This window comes from Aeromonas sp. s8 (assembly GCF_040907785.1).
Taxonomy (GTDB): Bacteria; Pseudomonadota; Gammaproteobacteria; order Enterobacterales; family Aeromonadaceae; genus Aeromonas; species Aeromonas veronii.
Map to the genome: position 1 here is coordinate 1 of NZ_JBFOCL010000008.1, position 26,147 is coordinate 26,147.

30 protein-coding genes are annotated in these 26,147 nt (G+C 59.5%); 21 read left to right on the forward strand and 9 right to left on the reverse strand.

Going from position 1 to position 26,147, the window contains the following annotated elements; translation table 11 throughout:
• Positions 1–107: 107 nt before the first annotated feature.
• Positions 108–1,448: a gluconate transporter gene (gene gntU, locus AB5Y86_RS01445; RefSeq protein ID WP_069527617.1), complete on the reverse strand. Its 1,341-nt coding sequence runs from the start codon at positions 1,446–1,448 to the stop codon at positions 108–110.
• 245 nt (positions 1,449–1,693) lie between these two features.
• On the opposite strand from gntU, the gene AB5Y86_RS01450 reads away from it, so the two are divergent.
• The 3 genes from AB5Y86_RS01450 to AB5Y86_RS01460 are packed head-to-tail and all read left to right on the forward strand — an operon-like array spanning position 1,694 to position 4,647.
• A complete protein-coding gene (locus AB5Y86_RS01450; protein WP_005340649.1) occupies positions 1,694–2,203 on the forward strand; it encodes a gluconokinase in 510 nt (169 codons plus the stop codon).
• On the forward strand, positions 2,200–3,996 hold the full coding sequence (gene edd, locus AB5Y86_RS01455; RefSeq protein ID WP_368191870.1) for a phosphogluconate dehydratase: 1,797 nt from the start codon (positions 2,200–2,202) through the stop codon (positions 3,994–3,996). The genes AB5Y86_RS01450 and edd overlap by 4 nt, the downstream gene beginning before the upstream one ends.
• Before the next feature lie 9 nt (positions 3,997–4,005).
• Positions 4,006–4,647, forward strand: coding sequence for a bifunctional 4-hydroxy-2-oxoglutarate aldolase/2-dehydro-3-deoxy-phosphogluconate aldolase (locus AB5Y86_RS01460; RefSeq protein WP_005342660.1), 642 nt, complete (start codon positions 4,006–4,008; stop codon positions 4,645–4,647).
• A gap of 84 nt (positions 4,648–4,731) precedes the next feature.
• Here AB5Y86_RS01460 and AB5Y86_RS01465 read toward each other — a convergent pair whose 3' ends face one another.
• A complete protein-coding gene (locus AB5Y86_RS01465; RefSeq protein WP_043821541.1) occupies positions 4,732–5,739 on the reverse strand; it encodes a substrate-binding domain-containing protein in 1,008 nt (335 codons plus the stop codon).
• 89 nt (positions 5,740–5,828) lie between these two features.
• Between AB5Y86_RS01465 and AB5Y86_RS01470 the strand changes: the two genes are divergently transcribed.
• Positions 5,829–6,479 (forward strand): Qnr family pentapeptide repeat protein, encoded by a 651-nt coding sequence (locus AB5Y86_RS01470; RefSeq protein WP_245132806.1) that lies wholly within the window; start codon positions 5,829–5,831, stop codon positions 6,477–6,479.
• 132 nt (positions 6,480–6,611) lie between these two features.
• On the opposite strand, the gene envC is transcribed toward AB5Y86_RS01470, so the two are convergent.
• Together envC and gpmM are read right to left on the reverse strand one after the other, a co-directional pair.
• On the reverse strand, positions 6,612–7,964 hold the full coding sequence (envC, locus tag AB5Y86_RS01475; protein ID WP_368191872.1) for a murein hydrolase activator EnvC: 1,353 nt from the start codon (positions 7,962–7,964) through the stop codon (positions 6,612–6,614).
• Positions 7,965–7,973: 9 nt separating this feature from the next.
• Positions 7,974–9,503: a 2,3-bisphosphoglycerate-independent phosphoglycerate mutase gene (gene gpmM, locus AB5Y86_RS01480; RefSeq protein ID WP_005356867.1), complete on the reverse strand. Its 1,530-nt coding sequence runs from the start codon at positions 9,501–9,503 to the stop codon at positions 7,974–7,976.
• A gap of 246 nt (positions 9,504–9,749) precedes the next feature.
• Here gpmM and AB5Y86_RS01485 point away from each other — a divergent pair, with 246 nt between their 5' ends.
• Genes AB5Y86_RS01485 through gpsA form a run of 3 tightly spaced genes read left to right on the forward strand, consistent with a single transcriptional unit; the run spans position 9,750 to position 11,709 of the window.
• On the forward strand, positions 9,750–10,181 hold the full coding sequence (locus AB5Y86_RS01485) for a rhodanese-like domain-containing protein (RefSeq protein ID WP_005340640.1): 432 nt from the start codon (positions 9,750–9,752) through the stop codon (positions 10,179–10,181).
• Positions 10,182–10,231: 50 nt separating this feature from the next.
• Complete coding sequence (gene secB, locus AB5Y86_RS01490) at positions 10,232–10,702, forward strand: protein-export chaperone SecB (RefSeq protein ID WP_005340639.1); 471 nt, start codon at positions 10,232–10,234, stop codon at positions 10,700–10,702.
• 2 nt (positions 10,703–10,704) lie between these two features.
• Positions 10,705–11,709 carry an NAD(P)H-dependent glycerol-3-phosphate dehydrogenase gene (gpsA, locus tag AB5Y86_RS01495; RefSeq protein ID WP_179902948.1) on the forward strand — a complete coding sequence of 335 codons (1,005 nt, stop codon included), beginning with the start codon at positions 10,705–10,707 and terminating at the stop codon, positions 11,707–11,709.
• 69 nt (positions 11,710–11,778) lie between these two features.
• On the opposite strand, the gene nfuA is transcribed toward gpsA, so the two are convergent.
• The gene (nfuA, locus tag AB5Y86_RS01500) at positions 11,779–12,357 is read right to left on the reverse strand and encodes a Fe-S biogenesis protein NfuA (protein WP_005340636.1); all 579 of its coding nucleotides are present in this window, start codon (positions 12,355–12,357) and stop codon (positions 11,779–11,781) included.
• 80 nt (positions 12,358–12,437) lie between these two features.
• Entirely contained in the window at positions 12,438–13,166 is a 729-nt protein-coding gene (locus AB5Y86_RS01505) for a ComF family protein (RefSeq protein ID WP_368191874.1), read from the reverse strand.
• A gap of 38 nt (positions 13,167–13,204) precedes the next feature.
• On the opposite strand from AB5Y86_RS01505, the gene bioH reads away from it, so the two are divergent.
• From bioH to AB5Y86_RS01525, 4 genes are all read left to right on the forward strand, one after another.
• Complete coding sequence (bioH, locus tag AB5Y86_RS01510) at positions 13,205–13,969, forward strand: pimeloyl-ACP methyl ester esterase BioH (protein ID WP_139733566.1); 765 nt, start codon at positions 13,205–13,207, stop codon at positions 13,967–13,969.
• Positions 13,970–14,040: 71 nt separating this feature from the next.
• A complete protein-coding gene (locus tag AB5Y86_RS01515) occupies positions 14,041–14,274 on the forward strand; it encodes a flagellar basal body rod C-terminal domain-containing protein (RefSeq protein WP_005342675.1) in 234 nt (77 codons plus the stop codon).
• Between the two features lies 1 nt (position 14,275).
• A complete protein-coding gene (locus AB5Y86_RS01520; RefSeq protein WP_179902950.1) occupies positions 14,276–15,043 on the forward strand; it encodes a putative metalloprotease CJM1_0395 family protein in 768 nt (255 codons plus the stop codon).
• An 85-nt stretch (positions 15,044–15,128) separates the two neighbouring features.
• Positions 15,129–15,407 carry a hypothetical protein gene (locus tag AB5Y86_RS01525; protein ID WP_005355353.1) on the forward strand — a complete coding sequence of 93 codons (279 nt, stop codon included), beginning with the start codon at positions 15,129–15,131 and terminating at the stop codon, positions 15,405–15,407.
• 70 nt (positions 15,408–15,477) lie between these two features.
• Here the strand turns inward: AB5Y86_RS01525 and AB5Y86_RS01530 are convergent, their stop codons facing one another.
• Both AB5Y86_RS01530 and greB read right to left on the reverse strand, forming a co-directional pair.
• Positions 15,478–17,787 carry a Tex family protein gene (locus AB5Y86_RS01530; RefSeq protein ID WP_368191877.1) on the reverse strand — a complete coding sequence of 770 codons (2,310 nt, stop codon included), beginning with the start codon at positions 17,785–17,787 and terminating at the stop codon, positions 15,478–15,480.
• Positions 17,788–17,976: 189 nt separating this feature from the next.
• Positions 17,977–18,450, reverse strand: a complete 474-nt coding sequence (gene greB, locus AB5Y86_RS01535; RefSeq protein WP_005340627.1) for a transcription elongation factor GreB — start codon at positions 18,448–18,450, stop codon at positions 17,977–17,979.
• 248 nt (positions 18,451–18,698) lie between these two features.
• On the opposite strand from greB, the gene ompR reads away from it, so the two are divergent.
• Positions 18,699–19,421 carry a two-component system response regulator OmpR gene (gene ompR, locus AB5Y86_RS01540; protein WP_005340625.1) on the forward strand — a complete coding sequence of 241 codons (723 nt, stop codon included), beginning with the start codon at positions 18,699–18,701 and terminating at the stop codon, positions 19,419–19,421.
• Positions 19,418–20,728 carry a two-component system sensor histidine kinase EnvZ gene (gene envZ, locus AB5Y86_RS01545; protein ID WP_338773368.1) on the forward strand — a complete coding sequence of 437 codons (1,311 nt, stop codon included), beginning with the start codon at positions 19,418–19,420 and terminating at the stop codon, positions 20,726–20,728. The genes ompR and envZ overlap by 4 nt, the downstream gene beginning before the upstream one ends.
• Positions 20,729–20,765: 37 nt before the next feature.
• Here envZ and AB5Y86_RS01550 read toward each other — a convergent pair whose 3' ends face one another.
• Positions 20,766–21,680, reverse strand: coding sequence for a DMT family transporter (locus AB5Y86_RS01550; RefSeq protein WP_368191879.1), 915 nt, complete (start codon positions 21,678–21,680; stop codon positions 20,766–20,768).
• A gap of 356 nt (positions 21,681–22,036) precedes the next feature.
• Here AB5Y86_RS01550 and rpsJ point away from each other — a divergent pair, with 356 nt between their 5' ends.
• Genes rpsJ through rpsC form a run of 8 tightly spaced genes read left to right on the forward strand, consistent with a single transcriptional unit; the run spans position 22,037 to position 26,135 of the window.
• Positions 22,037–22,348, forward strand: a complete 312-nt coding sequence (rpsJ, locus tag AB5Y86_RS01555) for a 30S ribosomal protein S10 (RefSeq protein WP_005307944.1) — start codon at positions 22,037–22,039, stop codon at positions 22,346–22,348.
• A 22-nt stretch (positions 22,349–22,370) separates the two neighbouring features.
• A complete protein-coding gene (gene rplC, locus AB5Y86_RS01560) occupies positions 22,371–23,003 on the forward strand; it encodes a 50S ribosomal protein L3 (protein WP_005340620.1) in 633 nt (210 codons plus the stop codon).
• 17 nt (positions 23,004–23,020) lie between these two features.
• Positions 23,021–23,626 carry a 50S ribosomal protein L4 gene (rplD, locus tag AB5Y86_RS01565; protein ID WP_005340616.1) on the forward strand — a complete coding sequence of 202 codons (606 nt, stop codon included), beginning with the start codon at positions 23,021–23,023 and terminating at the stop codon, positions 23,624–23,626.
• Positions 23,626–23,925 carry a 50S ribosomal protein L23 gene (gene rplW / locus AB5Y86_RS01570; RefSeq protein WP_342690021.1) on the forward strand — a complete coding sequence of 100 codons (300 nt, stop codon included), beginning with the start codon at positions 23,626–23,628 and terminating at the stop codon, positions 23,923–23,925. The genes rplD and rplW overlap by 1 nt, the downstream gene beginning before the upstream one ends.
• A 15-nt stretch (positions 23,926–23,940) precedes the next feature.
• Positions 23,941–24,762, forward strand: coding sequence for a 50S ribosomal protein L2 (rplB, locus tag AB5Y86_RS01575; RefSeq protein ID WP_005340614.1), 822 nt, complete (start codon positions 23,941–23,943; stop codon positions 24,760–24,762).
• Positions 24,763–24,784: 22 nt separating this feature from the next.
• Entirely contained in the window at positions 24,785–25,063 is a 279-nt protein-coding gene (gene rpsS, locus AB5Y86_RS01580) for a 30S ribosomal protein S19 (RefSeq protein ID WP_005307960.1), read from the forward strand.
• Positions 25,064–25,073: 10 nt separating this feature from the next.
• The gene (rplV, locus tag AB5Y86_RS01585; RefSeq protein ID WP_005319741.1) at positions 25,074–25,418 is read left to right on the forward strand and encodes a 50S ribosomal protein L22; all 345 of its coding nucleotides are present in this window, start codon (positions 25,074–25,076) and stop codon (positions 25,416–25,418) included.
• 3 nt (positions 25,419–25,421) lie between these two features.
• On the forward strand, positions 25,422–26,135 hold the full coding sequence (rpsC, locus tag AB5Y86_RS01590) for a 30S ribosomal protein S3 (RefSeq protein WP_005307962.1): 714 nt from the start codon (positions 25,422–25,424) through the stop codon (positions 26,133–26,135).
• Positions 26,136–26,147: the final 12 nt, after the last annotated feature.

Consider the following 26,147-nt stretch of genomic DNA (forward strand, 5'->3'; position numbering starts at 1 on the left):
GCGTTGAAATACAGAACCCCCGATGCGGTGCATAGGGGGTTCTGAGTAGAGAAATGCTAGTTGAAAATGTGTAAACCTATTTCAGGACTAGACACATTTCGCCCTTGTCAGAGGAAGCTGTAGATGATCATCGCCATCACGCCGCCAGTGGTGCCGATGATGGTCTCCATCACGGTCCAGGTCTGCAGGGTCTGCTTCTCGGTCAGGCCGAGGTAGCGGTTCGCCAGCCAGAAACCGGAGTCGTTGACGTGGGAGAGCACGATGGCACCGCCGCCGATGGCGATGGTGACGGCAGCCAGCTGGGCACCGTTCAGGCCGAGGGGTTCCAGCATCGGCAGCACCAGACCACAGGCGGTCAGCATGGCGACGGTGGCAGAACCCTGAATCACCCGCACCGCAGCGGCCAGAATGAAGGCCAGCGCGACGATGGGCAGACCGGAGTCGGCCAGCATGTTGCCCAGCGCGGCACCCACGCCGGAATCAACCAGCACCTGCTTGAACACGCCACCGGCACCGGTCACCAGGATGATGACACCGGCGGGCTGGATGGCGCTGTTGCAGACGCTCATCACCTCGTCACGGGACATGCCGCGGCGAATACCCAGCAGATAGAAGGCGGCCAGACAGGCGACCATGATGGCGGTGAAGGGGTGACCGATGAACTCCAGCCAGTTGTGCAGGGTGGAGCCCGCCTCGACAAAGCGACCGACGATGGTCTTGAGGCCGATCAGCAGCAGCGGCAGACCGATGAGGCCCATGGCCAGCCCGAAGGAGGGCAGGGATTTGCTGTCATCGTGGACACTGTTCTGGGCATCGGCAGGCAGCGGTACATCGACGATCTTGCTGATGAAGTCACCGAACAGCGGGCCCGCCAGGATCAGCGCCGGTACGGCGGCGATCAGGCCGAACAGGATCATGTAGCCGAAGTCGGCACCCAGCTGGGAAGCCACCAGGATCGGGCCCGGCGCTGGAATAAGGAAGGCCTGGCAGGTGGCGATACCCGCCAGCAGGGCGATACCAATCTTCACCACGCTGCCGCCGCCACGACGGACGATGGCGAAGGCGACGCCGATCAGCAGCACCACGGCCACGTCAAAGAAGAGCGGCAGGGCGCAGACAAAGCCGGTCAGGGCCATGGCCCAGTTGGCGCGCTTGACGCCGAACTTGCCGAGCAGGGTGTGGGCTACCCGGTCGAGGGCGCCGGTCACTTCCATCACCTTGCCGAACATGGCGCCCAGCGCCACCACTACCGCGACGAAACCGAGGGTGCCACCCATCCCTTTCTGGATGGTGGCGGCGATGTCGGCCGGGTTCATGCCGGCAGCGAGACCCGCCACCATGGAGACCAGGATCAGGGCTACCACGGCGTGGAGCCGGGCCTTCATCACCAGGAAGAGCAGCAGCACAATCGAGCCGGCGGCTGTCATGATCAGGGAGAGGTCAGACATTGTTATGCGTTCCTTTTTCCAAGTTCAGTCGTGACACCTTGCCGATCCATCGGCAAACCATATCTTTATGATTTATTTAGATTTATGGCAAGGGCTCAACATCATATGCCCAGGTGACTATGGGTTTGCTCAGTCTGTGGCAGACTTCACATTTTCAATAGTTACCGGTAACATGTTACCGGTAACGTGTTAGATTAGAACCCATCAACAGCTGGTTTTTTGAAAAGTGGGACAGAGGTCAAATTATGGCGGGTAAGTGCATTATCGTGATGGGTGTGTGTGGTAGCGGCAAATCCAGCGTGGGTCTGAAAGTGGCCGAAGCGCTGGGCGCCAAGTTCATCGATGGTGATGACCTGCACCCCAAGGCCAACATCCAGAAGATGGCTGGCGGCAACCCCCTCAACGATGAGGATCGTGCCCCCTGGCTGGAGCGGATCCGCGACGCCGCCTACAGTCTCGAGCAGAAGAACGAGACCGGCATCATTGTCTGTTCCGCCCTCAAAAAGAAGTACCGCGACCAGATCCGCGAAGGCAACGAGTCGGTCAGCTTCATCTTCCTCGATGGCAGCCAGCCGCTGATCCTCGAGCGGATGCGTGCCCGCAAAGGCCATTTCATGCGTGAAAGCATGGTACAAAGTCAGTTCGATACCCTGGAGCGCCCGGATGGCGAAGCCGGTGTATTCCACATTGATATAGACGGCACCTTCGAACAGGTGGTTGACCGCGCCGTCACAGCATTGGAGCAAGCCCAATGATTCATCAGGTAATTTCCGACGTCACCGCCCGCATCCGCGAGCGCAGTGTCGCCCGTCGTCAGGCATTTCTGGCCCGCATCCAGCGTCAGGCCGAGCAGGGCAAGACCCGCGCCGCGCTGGCCTGTGGCAACCTGGCTCACGCCGTGGCTGCCTGCAGCAGTGACGAGAAGGGTCGCATTCTCGATATGACCCGCGCCAACGTCGGCATCGTCACCGCCTACAACGATATGTTGAGCGCCCATCAGCCCTATCAGGGCTATCCGGATCAGATCAAGGCGGTACTGGCCGAGCTGGGCCACAGTGCTCAGGTTGCCGGTGGCGTGCCCGCCATGTGCGATGGCGTGACTCAGGGTCAGCCGGGAATGGACATGTCCCTCTTCTCCCGCGACCTGATCGCCCAGGCGACCGCGCTGTCGCTCTCTCACAACACCTTTGATGCGACCCTGCTGCTCGGTATCTGCGACAAGATCGCTCCGGGTCAGATCATGGGGGCCCTCTCCCACGCTCACCTGCCGACTGCATTTGTTCCTGCCGGCCCCATGGCGAGCGGCATCAGCAATGACGAGAAGGTGAAGGTGCGTCAGAAGTACGCCGCCGGTGAAGTGGGTCGCGATGCCCTGCTGGAGATGGAGTGCGGCGCCTACCACGCGGCAGGCACCTGCACCTTCTACGGCACCGCCAACACCAACCAGCTGGTATTCGAGGCCATGGGCCTGATGCTGCCGGGCTCTGCTTTTGTTCATCCCCATAGCGAGCTGCGCCGCGCCCTGACCGCCGAAGCGGCCCGCCGCATCAGCGCCATGATCCCGGGTTCCCCGTCCTATCGCCCGTTGAGCGAGGTGCTGGATGAGCGCTCGTTGGTCAACGGTCTGGTGGCCCTGCTCGCCTCCGGCGGCAGCACCAACCACAGTATCCACATGGTGGCGCTGGCCCGCGCCGCCGGTCTGGCGCTGACCTGGGATGACATCAGCGATCTCTCCGACGTGGTGCCGCTGCTGGTTCGCATGTACCCGAACGGCCCGGCCGACGTCAACGCCTTCGAACAGGCAGGCGGCGTGCCCGGCCTGATGCGCCGTCTGGCGCAAGAGGGGCTGATCCACATGGACGCTACTCCGGTCTTTGGCGAGATGCAGGATCACCTCAGCCGTCCGGCACTGGTGGATGGCCAGCTGGTATGGCAGCCGGTGGGCGAGAGCGGCGATGCGAGCGTGTTGTCGCCTTCCGGCAGCGTGTTCCAGGCCACTGGCGGCACCAAGCTGCTGGCGGGCAATCTGGGCCGCGCCGTGGTCAAGGTCTCCGCCGTGGCTCCCGAGTATCGGGTGATTGAAGCCCCGGCGCGGGTTTTCTCCTCCCAGCATGCGGTGGAAGCGGCCTACAAGGCGGGCGATCTCAATCAGGATGCCGTGATCGTGGTGCGCCACAATGGCCCGGCCGCCAACGGCATGCCGGAGCTGCACAAGCTGATGCCGGTGCTCGGCAACCTGCAGAAGGCTGGTTACAAGGTGGCGCTGGTCACCGATGGCCGCCTCTCCGGTGCCTCCGGCAAGATCCCGGCCGCCATCCATGTCACTCCGGAAGCGCTGCACGGCGGGGCCATCGGCCTGCTGGCCGATGGCGACCTGCTGCGGGTTGACGCGGTAAGCGGCAGCCTCGACTGCCTGACCGATTTGAGTGGCCGTACCCAGGCCGAGATTGACCTCACTCTGGAACAAGAGGGGTGGGGCCGTGAACTGTTCAGCGTGATGCGTCGCGCGGTATCGAGCGCCGAGTGTGGCGCTACCATCTTTGACTAAGGAAGAGCTATGCAGAACTGGAAAGTGACCCCGGCCGAGGTGTTTGCCGCCTCCCCGCTGGTACCCGTGATGGTTATCAACGAGCTGGATCAGGCCCTGCCGATGGCCAAGGCGCTGCTCGACGGCGGCATCTCAGTCTTCGAAATCACCCTGCGCACCCCGGTGGCGCTCGATGCCATCGCCCTCATCGCCAAGGCGATGCCGGATGCCATGGTCGGTGCTGGTACCGTGCTCAACTGCGAGCAGTTTGACGCAGCCGTTGCCGCCGGTGCCCGCTTCGTCATCTCCCCGGGGATGACGCCGGCCCTGCTGGCCCACGCGGCCAAGAGCACTGCACCGCTGATCCCGGGCGTGGCAACTCCGTCTGAAGTGATGCAGGCGCTGGAAGCGGGCTACGACCATCTGAAGTTCTTCCCGGCCGAAGCGAACGGCGGTACCAAGGCGCTCTCCGCCATTGCCGCCCCGCTGCCCCAGGTGAAGTTCTGCCCGACCGGCGGTATCGGCCCGAAAAACGTGGCCGACTATCTGGCGCTCAAGTGCGTGGCCACCGTCGGCGGCTCCTGGATGCTGCCGGCCGATGCGGTCAAGAGCGGCAACTGGGAAGAGGTGACCCGCCTCTCCCGCGAAGCGGTTGAGCTGGTTAAACGCTAAGCGTCAGTTGTGCAGAAAACCAAACAGGCCACCCTCGGGTGGCCTGTTTGCTATCAGCGTGACTTAAGTGGGTGAGGGAAGGGATTACCCCAGACTCTCCCCGACATAGAGGGAGAAGCCGATATCCTTGCGGGTGTCGGGTTGGGATTGGCCGCTGAGACGTGCCAGCAGCATGGTGGCCGCCTCCCGACCGATCGCTTCCCGCGGGGTGGCGATACTGGCCAGCTTGGGGGTCATTGCGTGGCCGATGTCGAGGGCGTTGCAACCGGCGATGGCGATCTGCTGGGGCACCGGGATCCACTTGGCCTGACACTGCAGCAGGGCGCCCACCGCCAGGTCATCGTTGGTGCAGAACAGGCCGTCGAGGTCGGGATAGCGCACCAGCGCCTGATCCAGCAGCTCGCCCCCCAGAGTGAAGCTGGAGGATTGTTCGGTCAGCAGATGCTGGCCGGTGAGGCCGAAGTCGGTCATCGCCTGATAGTAACCTTCCATCCGCAGCTGGGTGCGCACGTCGAGCCGCGCTCCCAGATAGACCACCTTGCGTCGGCCCCGGCGCAGCATCTCTGTTACCATGGCCCGAGCGGCGGCTCTATGGTCCATGCCGACCACCATGTCGATGGGGGTTTGCGGCAGATCCATGGTCTCCACCACCGGAATGCCGGCGGTGGCGATCATCTTGCGGGTGCGTTCGGTGTGCTGGCTATCGGAGAGGATCAGCCCATCCACGTGATAGGAGAGCAGGGACGCGACCTGCTCTTCCTCTCTCTCCGGGCTGTAGCCGTAGTGGGCCAGCAGGGTCTGGTAACCGGCCGGTCGGGTCACCGACTCGATGCCGTGGATCACCGCCGAGAAGACCTGGTTGGAGAGGGAGGGGATTAGGATGCCGATCGCCTTGCTGGTCGCGTTGGAGAGAATATCCGGCGCCCGGTTGGGGATATAACCCAGCTCTTCCACTACAGCTGCGATCCGCTCGCGGGTCCCCTCCGCTACGGTCTGCGGGTCGCGCAGATAGCGGCTGACAGTCATCTTGGTCACGCCGGTCTGGTCGGCGATATCTTGCAGGGTGGGGCGGCGCTTGCGGGTGGGGCTCATAGGGGTGTCCAGCGTGGATGTTACATGTAACATTACCGTTTTTGGCGGATAAAGTCAGCATATGAAGCCGTTTTTGCAGGAGTTTTCCGATGATCAGAGGCAAGCAGTTCGTGGATGTCCGGTTCGAGCAACAGGATGTGGAGGGGGAGCAGTTCTCGGAGTGCCGCTTTATCGGCTGCAACTTCTCCTGGCTGGATCTGAGCGATAGCCGCTTCATTGACTGCAGCTTCTACGATCGGGAGAGTGAACGGGGCTGCCTGTTGCAGGGTTGCGAGCTGCGCGAGGCGAGCTTTCTGCGCTGCGATCTCACCATGGCCGATTGCAGCCGCAGCCAGTGTCTGGGGCTGGAGATGCGCGACTGTCAGGCGGTCGGTATCAACTTCGGCCACGCCAGCTTCGCCAACCAGATCACCGCCAAAAGCTACTTCTGCGAGGCCCATCTGACCGGCAACAACTTCAGCTACGCCAGCTTCGAGGGCTGCCTGCTGGAGAAGTGCGAGCTGACCGGCAACCGTTGGCAGGGGGCCAACCTGTTTGGTGCCTCGCTTGCGGGTTCCGATCTCAGCGGCTCCGAGTTTGGCCAGATCGACTGGACCAGCTTCAAGCTGCAGGGCTGCGATCTGCGCCAGTGCGATCTGCCGGGGCTGGATTTGCGTCGGGTCGATCTGCAGGGAGTACAGATCAACGAGGATCAGCAGCAGATCTTGCTGGAGCAGATCGGTCTGGTTGTGTTTCCCTGAGCCGAGCGAAAAATTAGGTAATTTTTCATCAAATTAAGCCGACAGTGGGGAGGGCGCTCCTGAAACGACAAAAGCCTGCGTGATGCAGGCTTTTGCTAGTGAGCGTGTGATGCGTTTTTCGGCCGGGTTAACTCAACCCTTGGCCAGCCATTTGGTCGGGTTGATCGCCTCGCCCTGATAGCGAATTTCGAAGTAGAGGCCCGGTCTGTCCTGACCGCCACTGTCACCGACCAGTGCCACCGGTTCACCCTGTTCCACATTCTGGCCAACCTGACGCAGCAGCGACTGATTGTGACCGTAGAGGCTCATATAGCCTTTACCGTGGTCGATCACCAGCAGCATACCGAAGCCGTCGAGCCAGTCGGCGTAGACCACTTGTCCCGGTGCAACCGCTTTGACCTGGGTCCCTTCGCTGGCGCCGATCAGGGTGCCTTTCCACTTAAGCTGGGCGGTGCGAGGCGAACCGTAAGAGATGAGGATCGGCCCCTGTACCGGCCAGCGCAGGCTGCCATTGGTCTTGAGACCACTGTAGTGACCGGCACTGCTGATGCCCGAGCCACGCTCCGGCTTGGTGCTGGCTACCTCTTCAACCGGTTCTACCGGTTTGACGGTTTTATTCTGCTGGGCGGCGAGTCGTTGCTGCTCGGCACGGCGCTGTTCGGCCAGCTTGCGCTGACGCTCCTGTTCCGCTTTCAGCTTGGCCAGCCGCTCCTGCTCGGCCCGTTCACGGCGCTCCTGCTCTTCACGCTTGCGACGCAGCTCTTCCAGCCGCGCTTTCAGCGCTTTCTCGGCCTTGACCAGCTTGGTGAGCTTCTGTTCGTCATCCTGTACCGACTGCTGCAACTGGTTGCGCACCTTGGCCCGGCTCTGCTGGCTGGCCAGCAGGGTCTGGTGATGCTCCTGCTGTTCGGTAAGCAGGGTCTGCAGTCTGGTTTCGGTCTCTTTGGTGGCCTGCTGGTTTTTCGCCAGCTTGTCACGGGTGGCGCGCAGGGCGTCGATGGCCTCGATGCGGGCCTTGTTGAGGTAGTCGTAGTAGTCGAGTGAGCGGCTCAGTTTGGCCGGATCCTGCTGATTGAGCAGCAGTTTGAGGTAGTCGTGGTTGCCCGCCTGAAAGGCGCTCTCCGCCTGTTTGGCCAGCAACTGCTTCTGATGTTTGGCTTGAACTTCCAGCCCCAGCTTGTCTTTTTGCAGGGTCGCCAGCGTCTGCTGGTTCTGCTTCAACTGCTGCTTGGTCTGGTTGAGTTTGGCGGCGGCGGCCGAGATGGCCTGCTCGTCAGCCTTGAGCTGGGTATTGAGCTTGGCAAGCTCCTGCTTGCTGAGCTTGATGGTCTTCTGTTGCTCTTTGATCTGGGACTGCATGGTCCCCAGCTGCTGATTGGTGGCCAAAGCCGGTGTGCTGGCGCCAAATGACAGGCAAAAAAACAGCGCGCCGGCCAACAGGCCGACGCGACTGGTTTTCTGTGAAATAACTTCGCATCCCCGCATGGGGAAGGATTATTTCAGAATCATCAGGGGCTTGCCAGTCATTTCCGGCGGCACCGGCAGACCCATCAGGGTCAGCATGGTGGGGGCCAGATCGGACAGTTTGCCACCTTCAACTACCTCGGCTTTGCGACCGAAATAGATGAGCGGAACCGGCAGATTGGTGTGGGCGGTGTGGGCCTGACCAGTCTCTTCGTCCAGCATCTTCTCGGCGTTGCCGTGGTCGGCAGTGATCAGGCACTCGCCACCCACTTCGGCCAGGGCGTCGGTGACACGACCGATGCAGTGGTCAACGGCTTCACACGCTTTGACGGCGGCATCGAACACACCGGTGTGACCAACCATGTCGCCATTCGGGTAGTTACAGATGATGACGTCGTACTTGCCGCTCTTGATGGCTGCAACCAGCTTGTCAGTCAGCTCTTCGGAGCTCATTTCCGGCTGCAGGTCATAGGTCGCCACTTTCGGGCTGGCCACGATCTCGCGATCTTCGCCGGTGAAGCAGGACTCTTCGCCACCGTTGAAGAAGAAGGTGACGTGAGCGTACTTCTCGGTTTCGGAGATGCGCAGCTGGGTCTTGCCCTGCTTGGCCAGCCACTCACCCAGGGTGTTGACCAGAGCGGTCGGCGGGTAGGCACAGGCAGTTTTGATGTCGGCCGCGTATTCGGTCAGCATCACGAAGTTCAGTTTCGGCTCGACTGCACGGGCGAAGCCGGTGAAGTCGGTGTCAACGAAGGCGCGGGTGATTTCACGGGCACGGTCGGCACGGAAGTTCATGAAAATCAGCGCATCGCCATCTTCCATCGGGGCAGCTTCGCCGATGCGGGTGGCTTTGACGAACTCGTCGTTCTCATCGCGGGCATAAGCGGCAGCCAGTGCTTCGGTGGCGCTCTCGGCAGTGAACTCGCCCTTGCCCTGGGTCATCAGGTCATAGGCTTGCTGCACGCGATCCCAGCGGTTGTCACGGTCCATGGCGAAGTAACGGCCGATCATGGAGGCGAAACGACCCTTGCCCAGCTTGGCGAACAGGGCGTCGAACAGCTCGATGGAGGACTGGGCGGAGCGCGGCGGAACGTCACGGCCATCCAGGAAGGCATGCAGGTAGATCTTCTCGGCGCCACGCTTTGCGGCCATTTCGATCATGCCCATAATGTGCTCTTCGTGGCTGTGTACGCCACCCGGGGACATCAGGCCCATGATGTGAACGGCTTTGCCGTTGGTCACGGCAGCGTCAACAGCCTTGGCCAGCTCGACGTTCTGGAAGAATTCACCGTCCTGGATGTCTTTGGAGATGCGGGTCAGCTCCTGATAGACGATGCGACCGGCACCGATGTTGACGTGGCCCACTTCGGAGTTGCCCATCTGGCCATCCGGCAGACCGACGTCCAGGCCGGAGCCGGAGATCAGGGTGCTGGTGTAGTCACGGGCCAGACGATCGAGGTTGGGAGTCTTGGCGGCAGCGACGGCATTGTGCTCTTGCTTGGTGCTGTAGCCCCAACCGTCCATGATGACCAGAACCAAAGGTTTCTTAGCTGTTGACATAAGACTATGTCCTCTCGGATTGGAAAAAATGCGGGAAATGAAACTAGCGTAATATTACTACATCTGCCGAAATAGTCACCTGATAGCCAAGGGGCGCTCCCGTGGCCCTGCAAGCCACGCCTTTCCTGCCATGCTCGCTGCCCAATGATGATGGGAGCCTGCTCGCGCTTTGCCGCCAAGATGGCTGATCTTATCAATACCCCCATGTATACTCGGGCCCTTGTCTTGGTCCCTGGATAGTAGAAGATGCAAGAGTATTTGGATTTTGCGGCCCGTAACCCGCTGCTGACCGCAGCCTGGTTGGGTCTGGCTGGCACCCTGGTTTACACCACTGTGCGTGCCCGTTTGTCCCCGGTAAAAACCGTCAACAACCACACCGCGACCCTGCTGATCAACCGCGAGAATGCCACCGTGGTGGATATTCGCAGTCAGGAAGAGTATGCCAAGGGCCATCTGGCCGGTGCCCAGCACCTGCCGCTGACCCAGATCCAGAGCAATAATCTGGGCCCGGTTGAAAAGCATAAAGATGCCCCCATCATAGTGGTGTGCGAGTCGGGAATGACTGCGGGCGGCGCGGGCCGTCAGCTGAGCAAAGCTGGCTTCAAGCAGGTTTACGTGCTCGGCGGTGGCATGGCCCAATGGCGTGCAGAGAATCTGCCGGTAACCAAGAAACGCTGATTTAAGCAGGGCCTGAGCCCACTTATCCATATAACAAGGAATCAAACGAAATGGCTGACGAGATCAACAACCAGGAAGTACAACCGGAATTCCACATCCAGCGTGTTTACACCAAGGATGTCTCTTTCGAAGCGCCGAACACCCCGCACATCTTCCAGAAAGAGTGGCAGCCGGACGTCAAGCTGGATATGGATACAAAGACCAACATCCTGGCTGAGAACGTGTATGAGGTTGTCCTGACCCTGACCGTGACTTGCAAACTGGAAACCGAAACCGCCTTCCTGTGCGAAGTACAGCAAGCCGGTATCTTCACCATCGGTAACCTGCCGGAGCCGCAACTGGCTCACTGCCTGGCTGCCTTCTGCCCGAACATCCTGTTCCCGTATGCCCGCGAAGCCGTGGCCAACATGGTGAGCAAGGGTTCCTTCCCGCAGCTGAACCTGGCACCGGTCAACTTCGATGCCCTGTTTGCCCAGCACATGGCGCAAGCACAGGCCCAGCAGGCGACTGCGGAAGCCTGATAATGGCTGACCAGATCGCTATCTCGGTCTTGGGGGCGGGGTCTTATGGCTCCGCCCTTGCCATTTCTCTGGCGCGCAATGGTCATCCGACCCTGCTGTGGGGTCACGACCCCGCTCATGTCGCCGAGTTGGAACAAGACCGCTGCAACAAGGCATTTTTGCCTGATGTCCCTTTTCCCGCCGATTTGCAGCTGACTGCGGATCTGCAACGTGCGGTACAAGCGGCTCCCGTGCTGCTGCTGGTCGTGCCGAGCCATGTATTTGGCGATGTGCTGATCCGGATCAAGCCCTTCCTGCGCCCCGATACCCGTATCGCCTGGGCCACCAAGGGTCTGGAGCCGGACAGTGGCCGTCTGCTGCAGGATGTGGCTCGTGAAGTGCTGGGTGACGAGATGCCGCTGGCGGTCATCTCCGGCCCCACCTTCGCCAAGGAGCTGGCTGCCGGTTTGCCGACCGCCATCTCGGTCGCCTCGACTCACGACGAGTTCGCCGACGATCTCTCCCACCTGCTGCACTGTGGCCGCTCGTTCCGGGTCTATACCAATCCGGACTTCGTCGGTCTACAGCTGGGTGGGGCGGTGAAGAACGTCATCGCCATCGGTGCCGGTCTCTCCGACGGGCTCGGGTTTGGCGCCAATGCCAGAACCGCGCTCATCACCCGGGGTCTGGTGGAGATGCAGCGTCTGGGGGCTGCGCTGGGTGCCGATGCCAAAACCTTTATGGGGATGGCGGGGCTCGGGGATCTGGTGCTCACCTGTACCGACAACCAGTCGCGCAACCGTCGCTTCGGGCTGGCCCTCGGGGCTGGCAAGGATGTGAACACCGCCATGACCGAGATCGGTCAGGTGGTGGAGGGATATCGCAACACCAAAGAGGTGCATCTGCTGGCGGCCCGCTGCGGCGTCGAGATGCCCATCTGCGAGCAGATCTTCAAGGTGCTCTACGAGGGTAAGAACCCGAAAGAGGCGGCCATCGCCCTGCTGTCGCGAGACAAGAAGGACGAGTAATCTGCCGATTGCCCATGCAAAAGGCCCCGCCAGATGGCGGGGCCTTTTCTTTGCTGCAAGGGCTGCAAATCAGTAGTAGGAGTGGTCGCCGCGCTGGTGCTCGGTGGCGTCTTTCACACCGTTGAGCTCACCCGGGAACTTCTCCAGCAGCTGCTTCTCGATTCCCTCTTTCAGGGTGTAATCGACCATGGAGCAACCGTTGCAACCGCCGCCAAACTGCAGGATGGCCAGTTTGTCTTCAGTCAGCTCGACCAGGGTGACCTTGCCACCGTGACCGGCCAGCATGGGGTTCACTTCGGACATCAACACGTACTCGATGCGCTCGATCAGCGGCGCGTCGTCGGCCACTTTACGCATCTTGGCGTTCGGTGCTTTCAGGGTGAGCTGGGAGCCCATCTGATCGGTCACGAAGTCGATGGTGGCATCCACCAGGAAGGGGGCGCTCAGGGGATCGACCATGCAGTCGAAGCCGCTGAAGGGCAGGTGTTGATCTTCCGGGTCCACGGCATCGGGCGGGCAATACGATACGCCACACTCGGCATTCTGGGTTCCCGGATTGACCACAAACACCCGGATATTGGTGCCATCAGGCTGTTTTTCCAGCAGTTTACGGAAATGGGCCTGTGCGGCGTCGGAAATGCTGATCATCACTATCCTCATAAACCTGAGTGTACGACTAGGGTATTCATGATAACGCGGTTATTAATGCTTGGGTAGCATGCCGATGGCTACTTGCTGTGCCGCAGGGTACGACAGATCGCCCACACTTCTACCTTTGTGATGCCGCTCTCATGGAGCAGACGGCTGAGCTGACCGGCGGTGGCGCCTGTGGTCACAACGTCATCGAGCAGGGCGACATGGCGATAGTGGTGGGGGCGGATCCGGAATGCCCCGCGCAGATTGCGCCGCCGCTGCCCGGCGCTCAAGGTTGTTTGTTGCGGGGTCGCCTTGATGCGTTGCAACAGAGTGTTGTCGCAGGGAATACCGGTGAACTCGCCAAGGGCTTGTGCGATCTCCTCCGCCTGATTGAACCCACGCCGCCACTGCCGCCACCAGTGCAGGGGAACCGGAATGATCGCCTCCGGCGGCTCGCGGCTATCCAGATGATCGGCCAAGAGGCGTGCCAGTAGCGGCGCCAGCAGGATCTGGCCGGAATATTTAAGCCGGGGGATCAGCATGGGGTAGGGGGTTTGGTAGTCGCCAATCACCTGCAACCGCTCCCAAGGGGGAGGTCTGCGCTGGCAGCGACCACAGACCGGTATGCTCTCTTCTATATAGTCAGCCAGCGGTGCGGCGCAGAGGTGGCATCTCGGCTGTGACTGGTGCAGCGCCTGCCGACACCAGCTGCAGAGCAGGGGCTCGTTGTCGCAAGGCTGATGACAGAGGAGGCAACTCCCTTGCCAGTCGCCGTGGTTGCCGAGCAGCGGGCTTGCTTTAGCGAGCAGTCGCTTTAACATGCTGACCCCAAGAGCATGAGCAGGGATCTTGAGTCTAGATGAGCATATCGGTAGAGCAGTTTGGCCAGGGGCCCGATCTGGTGCTGTTGCACGGTTGGGGGATGAACGGTGCGGTCTGGCATGGCATTGCCCAACAGTTGGCGCCCCACTATCGGGTTCATCTGGTAGATTTGCCCGGTTTTGGCAACAGCCTGCTGGCAGACGAGGTGGATTACAGCCTGCCCTGGCTTGCCGAGCAGGTGGCCGCCATCTTGCCGCAGAAGTGTCATCTGCTTGGCTGGTCGCTCGGCGGTCTGGTGGCAAGCCAGTTGGCGCTGACGCATCCCGATCGGCTGCACTCCCTGATCACCGTGGCCAGCTCCCCCTGTTTCATGGCCCGCGACGAGTGGCCGGGGATCGCCCCCAAGGTACTGACCGGCTTCAACCAGATGCTGGCGGGGGATTTTCGCCAGACCATAGAGCGCTTTCTGGCGATCCAGGCCATGGGCAGCGAACATGCCCGGGACGATATCCGTCAGTTGCGCCACTGGCTGGCCGAGCGGCCGGCGCCCGAGTTTGCCGCACTCGAGGCTGGACTGACGCTGTTGGCCGAGATTGATCTGCGCGAACCGCTGCAGGTGCTCGATCTGCCCTGGTTGCGGATCTATGGGCGACTGGATTCATTGGTACCCAAGGCGGCTATTCCCCTGTTGGATTATCTCTACCCTGCCAGCCGTAGCGTGACCCTCAATAAGGCCTCACACGCACCTTTTATCTCCCACCCTGACGAATTCATTGAAATCGTTCGAGATTTTGTTGGCTAAAAAACAGCCGGCAAGCTTCATTAATCCTCTGGTCTGGCGGATAATTAAGCTGTGACCAGAGGAGTAACACCATGCGTATTGATTCTGCTTTCAACAGCGGGGTACAGGGATTTCAGCGAGCCGAGCAGATTGCCGACAAGGCATCCAATCAGATCGCCCGCCTCAACACCCCCAGCGGGGATCAGGTGCAAGTGACCGATGAGCTTGTCAATCTCAAGGTGGCCGAGCAGCAGGCTGGTGCTTCTGCCAAGGTAGTGCAGACCGCCAGCGAGATGATGGGAACCCTGATCGACATCCGGGTGTGAGATGAACATCAATGTCAGTCTGCCCCCCCTTATCCCGACACAGCTGCAACCCCAGGTGGAAGCGGCGAGGACGGATAATCGCCGGGCAGAACTGATCCCGCAGGCCCGAGCGGGCCAAGCCTCCGTTGCCGAATCCGAAGTCGGCTCCCAGAAAGAGAAATCCAAAGCCGGTCAGGCCTCCAGCAATCAGACCTCCCAGAACAGCCGTGAAACCGGGCAATTAGCCCCGACGACACTGCCAGATAATCGCTTTGTCGAAGCCACCGGTGAGGATGGGCAGCGCAAGCAGCAAGATCCCAAACAGCAGGAGCAGCAACAGCGGCAAGAGCAGCAGGTTCAGGATCTTGTCGAGCGTGACAAGGAGGTGCGTACCCACGAGCAGGCGCATCAGTCTGCGGGTGGAGAGTACGCCAGCTCACCCACCTATCAGTTTACGCAAGGGCCGGATGGCAAGCGTTATGCGACGGGTGGCGAAGTCAAGATCGATACCAGTGTCGTACCCGGTGACCCTGCCGCTACCATCGCCAAGATGCAGCAGATCCGCTCTGCAGCGCTGGCGCCTGCCGAGCCTTCTGCGCAGGATTTGGCCGTTGCACGCAGCGCCGCCGCGAGTGAAGCCAAGGCGCGCAAAGAGCTGATGGCCGAGCAGAGCGCGAAATCGGGCGGTGTGCTGAGTGCCTATATGGACAAGCGCAACAGCGTCATCGCGGGCCACTATCGACAGGCTGTCAGCCCGGCTTCTACCCAGTCCCTCAGTCTGCATATCTGAATCACCCTCGCCAAACTTTCAGCTCCTTTGCCTGTTTTGCAACTAACCTGAAGATCAGGCCCATTCCAATTTCACAGGAGCTGTCATGCATTTCGATGAAGTCAAAGCGGAAGATTTCACCACCTTCTCCCGTGTACCGCCTCCCCACCTGCAGATGGAGCAGTTTCTGATGCAGCTCGGGGGAGGGGGAACTGAAGGAACCAGTTTCAAGAAGAAAGTGATGCTGGCGGCTGGCTGGAGCCACACCGGCGTTGTCTCTTACGGCAAATATCCGCAAGAGGCCTGCAAGGCATTCAACCGACTGCGGGAGGTGCTGGCCCAGCATGGAGAGCCCGAGAGTATTCTTGCTGCCCTGACGCAGTGATCCTGAGCTTCGCGTGTAAAAAAGCCCCTTGTGGGGCTTTTTGCATTCAGAGGACTTCTGGAAGGTTTCGTTACTTTTTCGCTTTGGAGAGCGCTGCCGCGAAGGCGTTGCCCATGGCACCACCCATAGGGGGGCTTTGGCGCGGCTCATTTCTTGGTTTGGTGTTGCCAGCACTGCTGTTACGCGCTTCAGCCGACTTGCGGGCGGGTTGCCCTGCCTTTTCGTTGAGGCGCATGGTCAGGCTGATCCGCTTGCGCGGGGCGTCCACCTCCAGCACCTTGACCCGCACAATGTCGCCGGCCTTGACCACCTCACGGGGATCCTTGACGAAACGGTCGGTCAGGGAGGAGATGTGCACCAGCCCGTCCTGATGAACACCGATATCGACGAAGGCGCCGAAGTTGGTGACGTTGGTGACCACCCCCTCCAGTACCATCTCTGGCACCAGGTCGCTGATCTGCTCCACACCTTCCTTGAAGGTCGCGGTTTTGAACTCGGGGCGCGGGTCGCGGCCCGGCTTGTCCAGCTCGCCGATGATGTCGGTGACGGTAGGTACGCCGAATTTCTCATCGGTATAGTCGGCCGGTTTCAGGCTGCGCAGCAGGCTGCTGTTGCCGAGCAGGCTCTCCACGGTCTGCTCCAGCTTGGCGAGGATCCGCTCCACCACCGGATAGGACTCCGGGTGTACCGCTGAGCTGTCGAGGGGATTGCTGCCGCCGCGAATGCGCAGGAAGCCGGCGCACTGTTCGAAGGCTTTAGGGCCGAGTCGGCTCACTTTCAGCAACTGCTGACGGCTCTTGAATGCGCCGTGCTCATCCCGGTAGGCGACGATGTTCTGGGCCAACGTCTGGGAGAGGCCGGAAACCCGGTTGAGCAGGGCGACCGAGGCGGTGTTCACATCGACCCCGACCGCGTTCACGCAATCCTCGACCACCGCATCCAGCCGGCGGGCCAGCTGGCTCTGGCCGACGTCGTGCTGATACTGACCTACCCCGATACTCTTGGGATCGATTTTGACCAGTTCGGCCAGCGGGTCTTGCAGGCGGCGGGCGATGGAGACGGCGCCACGGATCGAGACGTCGAGATCCGGGAACTCCTGAGAGGCAAGCTCGGAGGCGGAGTAGACAGAGGCTCCCGCTTCGCTCACCACTATCTTCTGCGCCTTGGCGGCGGGGTAGCGCTCGAACAGATCGCTGACCAGCCGGTCGGTCTCCCGAGAAGCGGTACCGTTGCCGATGCTGATGAGCTCGACCTTGTGTTTCTGGCACAGCTCGCTCAGGGTCTTGAGGCTCTGATCAATCTGGCGTTTTGGTTCGAACGGATAGATGGTGGCGTGATCGACCAGTTTGCCGGTGGCATCCACCACGGCAACCTTAACCCCGGTGCGGATGCCCGGATCCAGCCCCATGGTGCAGCGCATGCCGGCCGGGGCCGCCATCAGCAGATCCTTGAGGTTCATGGCGAACACCTTGATTGCCTCCTCCTCTGCCGACTCGCGGATACGGCCGATCAGCTCGGTCTCCATCTGAAGCGACAACTTGATCTTCCAGGTCCAGCTCACCACCCCTTGCAGCCATTTGTCGGCCGGGCGGTTCTGCAGATTGAGCTTGAGGTGGTGGGCAATGATCCCTTCGCAGGGGCTGGCACTCTCGTCGTCACTGGTGACCAGCGCCAGATTGAGGATCCCTTCATTGCGGCCGCGCAGCATGGCCAGCACCCGGTGGGAGGGGGCCTTGTGCAGTGGTTCGTCGTGTTCGAAATAGTCCTTGAACTTGGCCCCTTCCTGCTCCTTGCCTGCTACCACGCGGGCGCGCAGGGTGGCATTCTGCCACAGGTAGTCGCGCAGCTTCTCCAGCAGGTCGGCCTGCTCGGCGAAGCGCTCCATCAGGATATAGCGGGCGCCGTCGAGGGCAGCCTTGCTGTCGGCAATGCCCTGTTCGGAATTGAGGAAGGCGGCAGCCGCTTGCTCGGGATCCTGCATCGGGTCGCTGAGCAGCAGGTTGGCCAGCGGCTCCAACCCGGCTTCGATCGCCATCTGCCCCTTGGTGCGGCGTTTGGGCTTGTAGGGGAGGTAGAGATCTTCCAGCCGGGTCTTGCTGTCGGCGCCATTCAATTCGCGCATCAGCTCGGGGGTCAGCTTGCCCTGCTCTTCGATGGAGCGAATGATCACCTGACGGCGATCTTCCAGTTCACGCAGATAGCCGAGGCGGCTCTCCAGAGTACGCAGCTGGCTATCGTCCAGACCGCCGGTCACCTCTTTACGGTAACGGGCGATAAAGGGCACGGTCGAGCCTTCATCCAGCAGGCGCACTGCGGCCTGCACCTGCTCCGGGCGAGCATTGAGCTCACCGGCAATCTGTCTCTCTATGGTTTGCATCATGATGTTGTTGAGGGCCTCTGTGGTCGAGTCCGCGCCATCAGGCGCCAAGTGTGAGCACTATATGGGGTCGTGTTGCGGGATGCCACCCTGCTCCGGGGTCTGCACCAGTCAGACTGATAAAGTCGCAGGGGGGCGTTTATCTTGCCATTGCACCTGTGACTCAGGATGTGCCTGTGGCAAGCAGTCCGGCTATTTGGGGTAGCTGATCTCGTTGATATACCAGCAGACGTCACCAACTGGCGTACGGACGATGGCCTCATCACCGACCTCTTTCTTGAGCAGGGCGCGGGCCATGGGGGAGTCGATGGAGATGTAATCCTTGCGCTCGAAGATCTCGTCATAGCCGACGATGCGAAAGCGCTTGGTCTCGCCCTCATCGTTTTCCACCTCGACCCAGGCGCCGAAGAAGACCTTGCCCTCCTGCGCGGGGGCATAGTCGACGATCCCCAGCTCTTCGAGGCATTTGCGCAGGTAGCGCACCCGCCGATCGATCTCCCGCAGCCGCTTCTTGTTGTACTGGTAGTCGGCATTTTCGCTGCGATCCCCCAGACTGGCGGCCCATGCCACCTTCCTGGTGACCTCGGGGCGCTCCTGGCGCCAGAGGAAATCGAGCTCTTCTTTCAGCTTGTTGTAGCCTTCGCGGGTGATCAGCTTTGTCTTCATGGTGATGCGGACCTGTCAAAGAGGGGTATTCATCGCTAACTGCTCGGGAATATTAGCTTTTGTCCTCTTGCTGTCGAGGGAAATCGTGATGGCTCGGCTGGCGCCATTCAGGGAGTCGCTGGCCAGCGCAGTGACTTGATGGCCGTCACGCTCTCGGGACGGGTAATAACCGGTAACATATTTGTGCTTTGCTCCCGCTATATCCCCCCCTAGTATTGGGGGCAGCTAAAGAATGAAGAGGCAAAGCAATGAGTCAGCAGCAATACAAGGTCCTGGTCGTGGACGATGACCTGAAATTACGTTCCCTGTTGGAGCGCTATCTCACCGAGCAGGGCTTCGTAGTGCGCGGTGTGGCCAATGGCGAGCAGGCCGATCGCTTGCTGACTCGTGAAAACTTCAGCCTGATGGTGCTCGACCTGATGTTGCCGGGGGAGGATGGGCTCTCCATCTGCCGCCGTCTGCGGGAAGCGGGTAACCAGATCCCGGTGCTGATGCTCACCGCCAAGGGGGATGAAGTGGATCGCATCGTCGGGCTCGAGATGGGGGCCGATGACTATCTGCCCAAGCCGTTTAACCCCCGCGAACTGCTGGCGCGGATCCGTGCCGTGCTGCGCCGCCATACCGTCGAGCTGCCGGGGGCCCCTTCTGCTGCAGAGAAGGTGGTCAACTTCGGCGCCTTTCAACTCAATCTGGCGACCCGCGAGCTGAGCCGGGATGGTGAGCCGATGGCGCTCACCAGCGGTGAATTTGCTGTGCTCAAGGTACTGGTCAGCCATCCGCGCGAGCCGCTCTCCCGCGACAAGCTGATGAATCTGGCCCGTGGCCGTGAATACACCGCCACCGAGCGCAGCATCGACGTGCAGGTTTCCCGCCTGCGCCGCCTGCTGGAACAGGATCCGGCCCAGCCCCGCTATCTGCAGACCGTCTGGGGTCTGGGGTATGTGTTCGTGCCAGATGGTGACGGTGCATGAAAAAGGTCGGCAGCATGTTCTCGCGCATGCTCTGGTTTCTGGCTGCCGTTCTGGTGGTCTATCAAGCAGTCTCCTACGTCACCTTCTATAACTATCTGCTGGCGCCAACCGTCAAGCAGATCAGTCACTTGCTGGCCAATCAGGTCAAGCTGATCTTTCCGGTCAACACTGAACAACTGGCGCTGAGCGAAGATGCCGAGGCGCTGGTCTATGTGACGACCGGTACCGATATCTATACCCAGAGCGAGGCGGTGCAACATGGCTTCAACGATGCCAAGCCATACCCCTATCTGGAGGAGAACATCAGTCGCGAGCTGGGTGGCCCGGCCAAGGTGCGGGTCGAGATCCAGGATCACTACATCATCTGGATCCAGCCGCCGCAGGCCAGCAAAATCTGGGTGCGGATCCCGCTGACCGAGATTGAAGATGACGATATCGAACCCCTCATCATCTATCTGAGCGTGCTGCTGGTGATCACTCTGTTTGCGGCCTGGCGCTTTGCCCGGCAGCTGGTGCGCCCGCTCGAGGATCTCGAAGCTGGCGCTGTTGCGGTGGCCAGAGGCCATTTCCCCGAGGCGCTGGGGGAGCTGGGTTCACGGGAAGTGCGGCGGCTGACTCGCACCTTCAACCATATGTCGCACTCCATCAAGAGCCTGATCGAAGAGCGTAACCTGATGATGGCGGGGGTTTCCCACGATCTGCGTACCCCGCTGACCCGCATCCGGCTGGCGACCGAGATGATGTCCTCTGGTGACGAGTACCTCAAGGAGAGCATCAACGCCGACATCGATGAGTCCAATGCCATCATCGATCAGTTCATCGACTACATCCGCCCGGACGAGGGGCAGGATTTGGAGCCTATCGACCTGACCCAGCTGGTGCACGATACCTTGCTGATCTACTCGGAGCAGGGGCTGGAGGTTGATCTGGCGCTGCCGCAAGAGGCGGTGCGGGTGGCCTGCAATCCGGTCAGCATCCGGCGGGTGTTGAACAACCTCTCAAGCAACTCACTGCGTTATGGGGCGAGCCGCTTGCATGCCGAGCTCAAGGACGATGGGCACTGGGTGCGCCTGCGCCTTTCCGATGATGGTCCCGGCATTCCGGAGCAGGACTACTCCCGGGTGCTCAAGCCGTTTACTCAGGGTAATGTGGCGCGTACCGTTGGCGGTAGTGGCTTGGGGTTGGCCATCGTGGCCAAGATAGTCGCCCAGCACCATGGCACTATCCGGTTGGGAAGCTCGGATCTCGGCGGCTTGTTGGTCGAGATGCGGCTGCCGAAACATCAGCCACAGGAGTGGATGGATTGAGAGAAGGGCGTATCTGTGGATACGCCCTTCTGCATGGTCAGCTCTTGGTTTCGACTGATGCTCGATAGCGTTTGCCGTACTTGAGCTGCTGGATCAACAGGGCGGCAACGATGAGCGCCAACCCGATGGGGGTGGCCGGATGGATGGCTTCGCCGATCAGCAGATTGAGCAGCACCAGTGAGGCAAACGGCGAGATGAAAATGAGGTTGCTGATGGGGGCCGTGTTGGTGGCATGGCGCAGCGCCATCAGCCAGAGCACGAAACCGAAGCCCATTTCGAACAGTCCCACATAGATGGCACCAGCCCATCCCTGCCAGGCGGTCATGGCAAAATCGGAGAGCAACCAGGTTGCAACGACGATAAAAGGCAGGCTGATCATAAAGCCGAGCAACAGGCTGACGATGGGATCGCCCTGATTGCGGGTGTTGAGGATCCAGTAGCTGGCCCAGATGAGGGTCGAGACCAGCGCCAGCGTCACGCCGAGGGGGCTGTCGAACTGGAGGCCGAATACATCCCCTCTGGTGGCGATCACCAGCGCGCCAAAATACCCCAGCACGATAGCGACGCCATCACGCCGACGCAGCTTCTGGCCGAGGAAGGGGACGGCCAGCAGACTGAGGGTAATGGCCCAAGTGTAGTTGAGGGTCTGTGCCTGCTGGGCAGGCAGCAGATCATAGGCTTTGAACAGCAACAGGTAATAGAGAAAGGGATTCAGCACGCCCAGAGTCAGATAATAGAAAGGGCGGGCCTTGATGTAGCTCCCCAGCAGCGGCAGTTTGCCCTGTTTGGCGACGACGCCTGTCAGCGTGAGAGTCGATGTGAAGGCTGCCACAAGCAACAGTTGCACAGGTTCGAAATAGGCGAGGGAGATCTTGAAGGCTGTGGCGACCGTCGACCAGAGGGCAACGGCGCAAAGGCCATACTGATAGGCTTTCTTTTGATCTTTGAGCATGGGATGTCGTTCCACTGACAGAGGCAAGCGCACAGTCTACCAGTCTGCTTGTAACATTGTCGTTACTTGGGTGTTGGCAGCAGAGTGCGTTGCCGCAGGCGAGATCCATCTGTCACATAAAACTGCGCATAATCTGTTCGTTCTCCCTTGCGCAAATTTGAAAAATCCGTATAATCCCCTCCGCTTACCCATGAGGTAAGCCAGACGATATGTCTGCTGCTGAGTTTCCTGTTTACAGGAGCCAGCCATACAGTCCTCCCGATATGGGGGGAAACGTGAAAAATCACACCTCTGGCGGGAGAAATCTCGGTCGGGCGGTGTTGATTTATGTTCTTTTATCTATTGGAGCTCTGTCAATGCAGAACCAAAGAATCCGTATCCGCCTGAAGGCTTTTGATCATCGCCTGATTGATCAATCCACTGCGGAAATCGTTGAAACTGCTAAGCGCACTGGCGCGCAGGTTCGCGGTCCTATTCCGCTGCCGACTCGCAAAGAGCGCTTCACCGTCCTGATCTCCCCGCACGTCAACAAAGATGCGCGTGATCAGTACGAGATCCGCACTCACAAGCGTCTGGTAGACATCGTTGAGCCGACTGACAAGACCGTAGACGCCCTGATGCGTCTGGATCTGGCAGCTGGTGTAGACGTCCAGATCAGCCTGGGTTAATTACGGAAAGAGGTTGATAACAATGACAATCGGTCTTGTAGGTCGCAAAGTGGGTATGACTCGCATCTTCACTGAAGATGGCGTTTCTATCCCGGTGACTGTTATCGAAGTTGAAGCTAACCGTGTAACTCAGGTCAAATCTGTAGAAACCGACGGCTACAACGCTATTCAGGTTACCACTGGCGCCAAGAAAGCCAGCCGTGTGACCAAGCCGGAAGCTGGCCACTTCGCCAAAGCTGGTGTAGAAGCCGGTCGCGGTCTGTGGGAATTCCGCCTGAACAACGGTGAAACTTTCACTGTTGGTAGCGAGCTGAAAGTAGATCTTCTCGCTGACGTTAAGCTGGTAGACGTTACCGGCACATCCAAAGGTAAGGGCTTTGCTGGTACTGTTAAGCGCCACAACTTCCGCACCCAGGATATGACCCACGGTAACTCCTTGTCTCACCGCGTTCCGGGTTCTATCGGTCAGAACCAGACTCCGGGTCGTGTATTCAAGGGCAAAAAGATGGCTGGTCACATGGGTGCTGAGCGTGTAACGACTCAGAACCTGGAACTGGTTCGTGTTGACGCTGAACGCAACCTGCTGCTCATCAAAGGTGCAGTACCGGGTGCAACCAACGGCAACGTGATCGTCAAACCTGCCGTCAAAGCGTAACGTCTGAGGAGATAGTAATGGAATTGGTAATGAAAGACGCCAAGAGCGCTCTTGAAGTTTCCGAGACTACCTTCGGGCGCGAATTCAACGAAGCTCTGGTTCACCAGGTCGTCGTTGCATATGCCGCTGGTGCCCGTCAGGGTACTCGTGCGCAGCTGACTCGCTCTGAAGTGTCTGGTGGCGGCAAAAAGCCGTGGCGTCAGAAGGGTACTGGTCGTGCCCGTGCTGGCTCCATCCGTTCGCCCATCTGGCGTTCCGGTGGTGTGACTTTTGCTGCTAAGCCGCAAGATCACAGCCAGAAAGTAAACAAGAAGATGTACCGCGGCGCTATCCGTAGCATTCTGTCCGAGCTGGTACGTCAAGAGCGCCTGATCGTTGTTGAGAAGTTCGGCATCGAAGCGCCGAAGACCAAAGAACTGATCGCCAAGCTGAAAGAAATGGAACTGACTGACGTTCTGATCGTGACTGCTGAAGTCGATGAGAACCTGTTCCTGGCTGCTCGCAACCTGTACAAAGTTGACGTGCGTGACGTTGCCGGTATCGACCCGGTCAGCCTGATCGCTTTCGACAAGGTTCTGATGACTGCTGACGCAGTTAAGCAAATCGAGGAGATGCTGGCATGATCCGTGAAGAGCGTCTGCTGAAAGTTCTGAAGGCTCCGCACATCTCTGAAAAGAGCACCATGGTTGCAGAAAAGCAGAACACTATCGTGTTCAAAGTTGCTGTTGATGCTACCAAGGCGGAAGTCAAAGCTGCAGTTGCGAAACTGTTCGAGGTCGAAGTTGAGACCGTCCGTACCCTGAACATGAAGGGTAAGACCAAGCGCGCAGGTGCACGCGTAGGCCGTCGTTCCGATTGGAAAAAGGCTTATGTGACCCTGAAAGCTGGTCAGGACATCGACTTCATGGGCGCAGCCGAGTAAGAGGAGTTCTCAAAAATGGCAATCGTTAAGTGCAAGCCTACTTCTCCGGGCCGCCGCCACGTCGTCAAGATCGTCAATCAAGAGCTGTACAAGGGCAAGCCCTTCGCCGCTCTGCTGGACAGCAAAAGCAAGTCCGGTGGTCGTAACAACAACGGCCGTATCACTACCCGTCATATCGGTGGTGGTCACAAGCAGCACTACCGTATCGTCGACTTCAAGCGCGACAAAGACGGTATCCCGGCTAAAGTAGAGCGCCTGGAATACGATCCGAACCGTACCGCTAACATCGCTCTGGTGTTGTATGCAGACGGTGAGCGTCGTTACATCCTGGCTCCGAAAGGCCTGAAAGCTGGTGACGCGATCGCTTCTGGTGCTGATGCAGCCATCAAGGTAGGTAACGCCCTGCCGATGCGCAACATCCCGGTTGGTTCTACCGTTCACGCTGTAGAGATGAAGCCTGGTAAAGGTGCCCAGCTGGCTCGTTCCGCTGGTACTTTCATCCAGATCCTGGCTCGTGAAGGTAACTATGTAACTCTGCGTCTGCGTTCCGGCGAAGTACGTAAAGTTCTGGCCGAGTGCCGCGCTACCATCGGTGAAGTCGGTAACTCCGAGCACATGTTGCGTCAACTGGGTAAAGCCGGTGCAAACCGCTGGCGTGGTATTCGTCCGACCGTTCGCGGTATGGCGATGAACCCGGTTGACCACCCGCACGGTGGTGGTGAGGGTCGTAACAAGGGCATGCAGCCTGTGTCCCCATGGGGCCAGAAGGCTAAAGGCTTCAAGACCCGTAAGAACAAGCGTACCGACAAGTACATCGTACGTCGTCGTAACAAGTAATTGTTAACATAGAGGAATCACCATGCCACGTTCTCTCAAGAAGGGTCCATTTATTGACCTGCACTTGCTGAAGAAGGTAGAGAAAGCGGTGGAAAGCGGGGATAAAAAGCCGGTTAAAACCTGGTCCCGTCGTTCAATGATCATCCCGAACATGATCGGTTTGACCATCGCTGTCCATAATGGTCGTCAGCACGTTCCGGTTTTCGTTACCGAAGAAATGATCGGTCACAAACTGGGTGAATTCGCACCGACTCGTACTTATCGCGGCCATGCTGCTGATAAGAAGGCTAAGAAGCGCTAAGGGATAAATGATGGAAGCTATCGCTAAACACCGTTATGCCCGTACTTCTGCCCAGAAAGCTCGTCTGGTAGCCGATCAAGTACGTGGTCTGTCCGTAGACAAGGCTCTGAATATCCTGACCTTCAGCCCGAAAAAGGCTGCAGTGCTGGTTAAGAAAGTGCTGGAATCTGCCATTGCAAACGCTGAGCACAACGAAGGCGCCGATATCGACGCGCTGCGTGTTGCTACTATCATGGTCGACGAAGGTCCCTCCATGAAGCGCATCCGTCCGCGTGCCAAAGGTCGTGCGGATCGTATCCTCAAGCGTACCGCTCACATCACTGTAGTGGTATCCGACGCTAAGGCTGGGAGATAAGCAATGGGTCAGAAAGTACATCCTAATGGCATTCGCCTGGGTATTACCAAGCCTTGGAATTCTACCTGGTTCGCGAACACCAAAGACTTCGCTGACAACCTGTACAGCGATTTTCAAGTACGCCAGTTCCTGACCAAGGAACTGAAAAACGCGTCCTTGTCCAAGATCACCATTGAGCGTCCGGCCAAGAGCATCCGTGTGACCATTCACACTGCTCGTCCGGGTGTTGTAATCGGTAAGAAAGGCGAAGACGTTGAGAAGCTGCGCAAAGCTGTAGCCACTATTGCTGGCGTGCCTGCTCAGATCAACATTTCCGAAGTCCGCAAGCCGGAGCTGGATGGCAAACTCGTTGCCGACAGCATCACTTCCCAGCTGGAGCGTCGTGTAATGTTCCGTCGTGCTATGAAGCGCGCCGTACAGAACGCAATGCGCCTGGGTGCCAAGGGCATCAAAGTGGAAGTTTCCGGTCGTCTGGGCGGCGCTGAAATCGCGCGTACCGAATGGTACCGTGAAGGTCGTGTGCCGTTGCACACCCTGCGTGCCGACATCGACTACGCAACTTCTGAAGCCCACACCACTTACGGTGTGATCGGCGTTAAAGTTTGGATCTTCAAGGGCGAAGTTCTGGGCGGTCTGGCTGCTGTTAACGCTGCCGCTGCTCAAGAGCAAGCTCCTGCAAAGCCCAAGCGTGACAACAAGCGCCGCGCTGCTAAGTAAGGAGATTCGGTA

Bases quoted from the DNA above. Each gene is read 5' to 3' on its own strand.
- gntU (WP_069527617.1), bottom strand. From the start codon at position 1,448: ATGTCTGACCTCTCCCTGATCATGACAGCCGCCGGCTCGATTGTGCTG.
- AB5Y86_RS01450 (WP_005340649.1), top strand. From the start codon at position 1,694: ATGGCGGGTAAGTGCATTATCGTGATGGGTGTGTGTGGTAGCGGCAAA.
- edd (WP_368191870.1), top strand. From the start codon at position 2,200: ATGATTCATCAGGTAATTTCCGACGTCACCGCCCGCATCCGCGAGCGC.
- AB5Y86_RS01460 (WP_005342660.1), top strand. From the start codon at position 4,006: ATGCAGAACTGGAAAGTGACCCCGGCCGAGGTGTTTGCCGCCTCCCCG.
- AB5Y86_RS01465 (WP_043821541.1), bottom strand. From the start codon at position 5,739: ATGAGCCCCACCCGCAAGCGCCGCCCCACCCTGCAAGATATCGCCGAC.
- AB5Y86_RS01470 (WP_245132806.1), top strand. From the start codon at position 5,829: ATGATCAGAGGCAAGCAGTTCGTGGATGTCCGGTTCGAGCAACAGGAT.
- envC (WP_368191872.1), bottom strand. From the start codon at position 7,964: ATGCGGGGATGCGAAGTTATTTCACAGAAAACCAGTCGCGTCGGCCTG.
- gpmM (WP_005356867.1), bottom strand. From the start codon at position 9,503: ATGTCAACAGCTAAGAAACCTTTGGTTCTGGTCATCATGGACGGTTGG.
- AB5Y86_RS01485 (WP_005340640.1), top strand. From the start codon at position 9,750: ATGCAAGAGTATTTGGATTTTGCGGCCCGTAACCCGCTGCTGACCGCA.
- secB (WP_005340639.1), top strand. From the start codon at position 10,232: ATGGCTGACGAGATCAACAACCAGGAAGTACAACCGGAATTCCACATC.
- gpsA (WP_179902948.1), top strand. From the start codon at position 10,705: ATGGCTGACCAGATCGCTATCTCGGTCTTGGGGGCGGGGTCTTATGGC.
- nfuA (WP_005340636.1), bottom strand. From the start codon at position 12,357: ATGATCAGCATTTCCGACGCCGCACAGGCCCATTTCCGTAAACTGCTG.
- AB5Y86_RS01505 (WP_368191874.1), bottom strand. From the start codon at position 13,166: ATGTTAAAGCGACTGCTCGCTAAAGCAAGCCCGCTGCTCGGCAACCAC.
- bioH (WP_139733566.1), top strand. From the start codon at position 13,205: ATGAGCATATCGGTAGAGCAGTTTGGCCAGGGGCCCGATCTGGTGCTG.
- AB5Y86_RS01515 (WP_005342675.1), top strand. From the start codon at position 14,041: ATGCGTATTGATTCTGCTTTCAACAGCGGGGTACAGGGATTTCAGCGA.
- AB5Y86_RS01520 (WP_179902950.1), top strand. From the start codon at position 14,276: ATGAACATCAATGTCAGTCTGCCCCCCCTTATCCCGACACAGCTGCAA.
- AB5Y86_RS01525 (WP_005355353.1), top strand. From the start codon at position 15,129: ATGCATTTCGATGAAGTCAAAGCGGAAGATTTCACCACCTTCTCCCGT.
- AB5Y86_RS01530 (WP_368191877.1), bottom strand. From the start codon at position 17,787: ATGATGCAAACCATAGAGAGACAGATTGCCGGTGAGCTCAATGCTCGC.
- greB (WP_005340627.1), bottom strand. From the start codon at position 18,450: ATGAAGACAAAGCTGATCACCCGCGAAGGCTACAACAAGCTGAAAGAA.
- ompR (WP_005340625.1), top strand. From the start codon at position 18,699: ATGAGTCAGCAGCAATACAAGGTCCTGGTCGTGGACGATGACCTGAAA.
- envZ (WP_338773368.1), top strand. From the start codon at position 19,418: ATGAAAAAGGTCGGCAGCATGTTCTCGCGCATGCTCTGGTTTCTGGCT.
- AB5Y86_RS01550 (WP_368191879.1), bottom strand. From the start codon at position 21,680: ATGCTCAAAGATCAAAAGAAAGCCTATCAGTATGGCCTTTGCGCCGTT.
- rpsJ (WP_005307944.1), top strand. From the start codon at position 22,037: ATGCAGAACCAAAGAATCCGTATCCGCCTGAAGGCTTTTGATCATCGC.
- rplC (WP_005340620.1), top strand. From the start codon at position 22,371: ATGACAATCGGTCTTGTAGGTCGCAAAGTGGGTATGACTCGCATCTTC.
- rplD (WP_005340616.1), top strand. From the start codon at position 23,021: ATGGAATTGGTAATGAAAGACGCCAAGAGCGCTCTTGAAGTTTCCGAG.
- rplB (WP_005340614.1), top strand. From the start codon at position 23,941: ATGGCAATCGTTAAGTGCAAGCCTACTTCTCCGGGCCGCCGCCACGTC.
- rpsS (WP_005307960.1), top strand. From the start codon at position 24,785: ATGCCACGTTCTCTCAAGAAGGGTCCATTTATTGACCTGCACTTGCTG.
- rplV (WP_005319741.1), top strand. From the start codon at position 25,074: ATGGAAGCTATCGCTAAACACCGTTATGCCCGTACTTCTGCCCAGAAA.
- rpsC (WP_005307962.1), top strand. From the start codon at position 25,422: ATGGGTCAGAAAGTACATCCTAATGGCATTCGCCTGGGTATTACCAAG.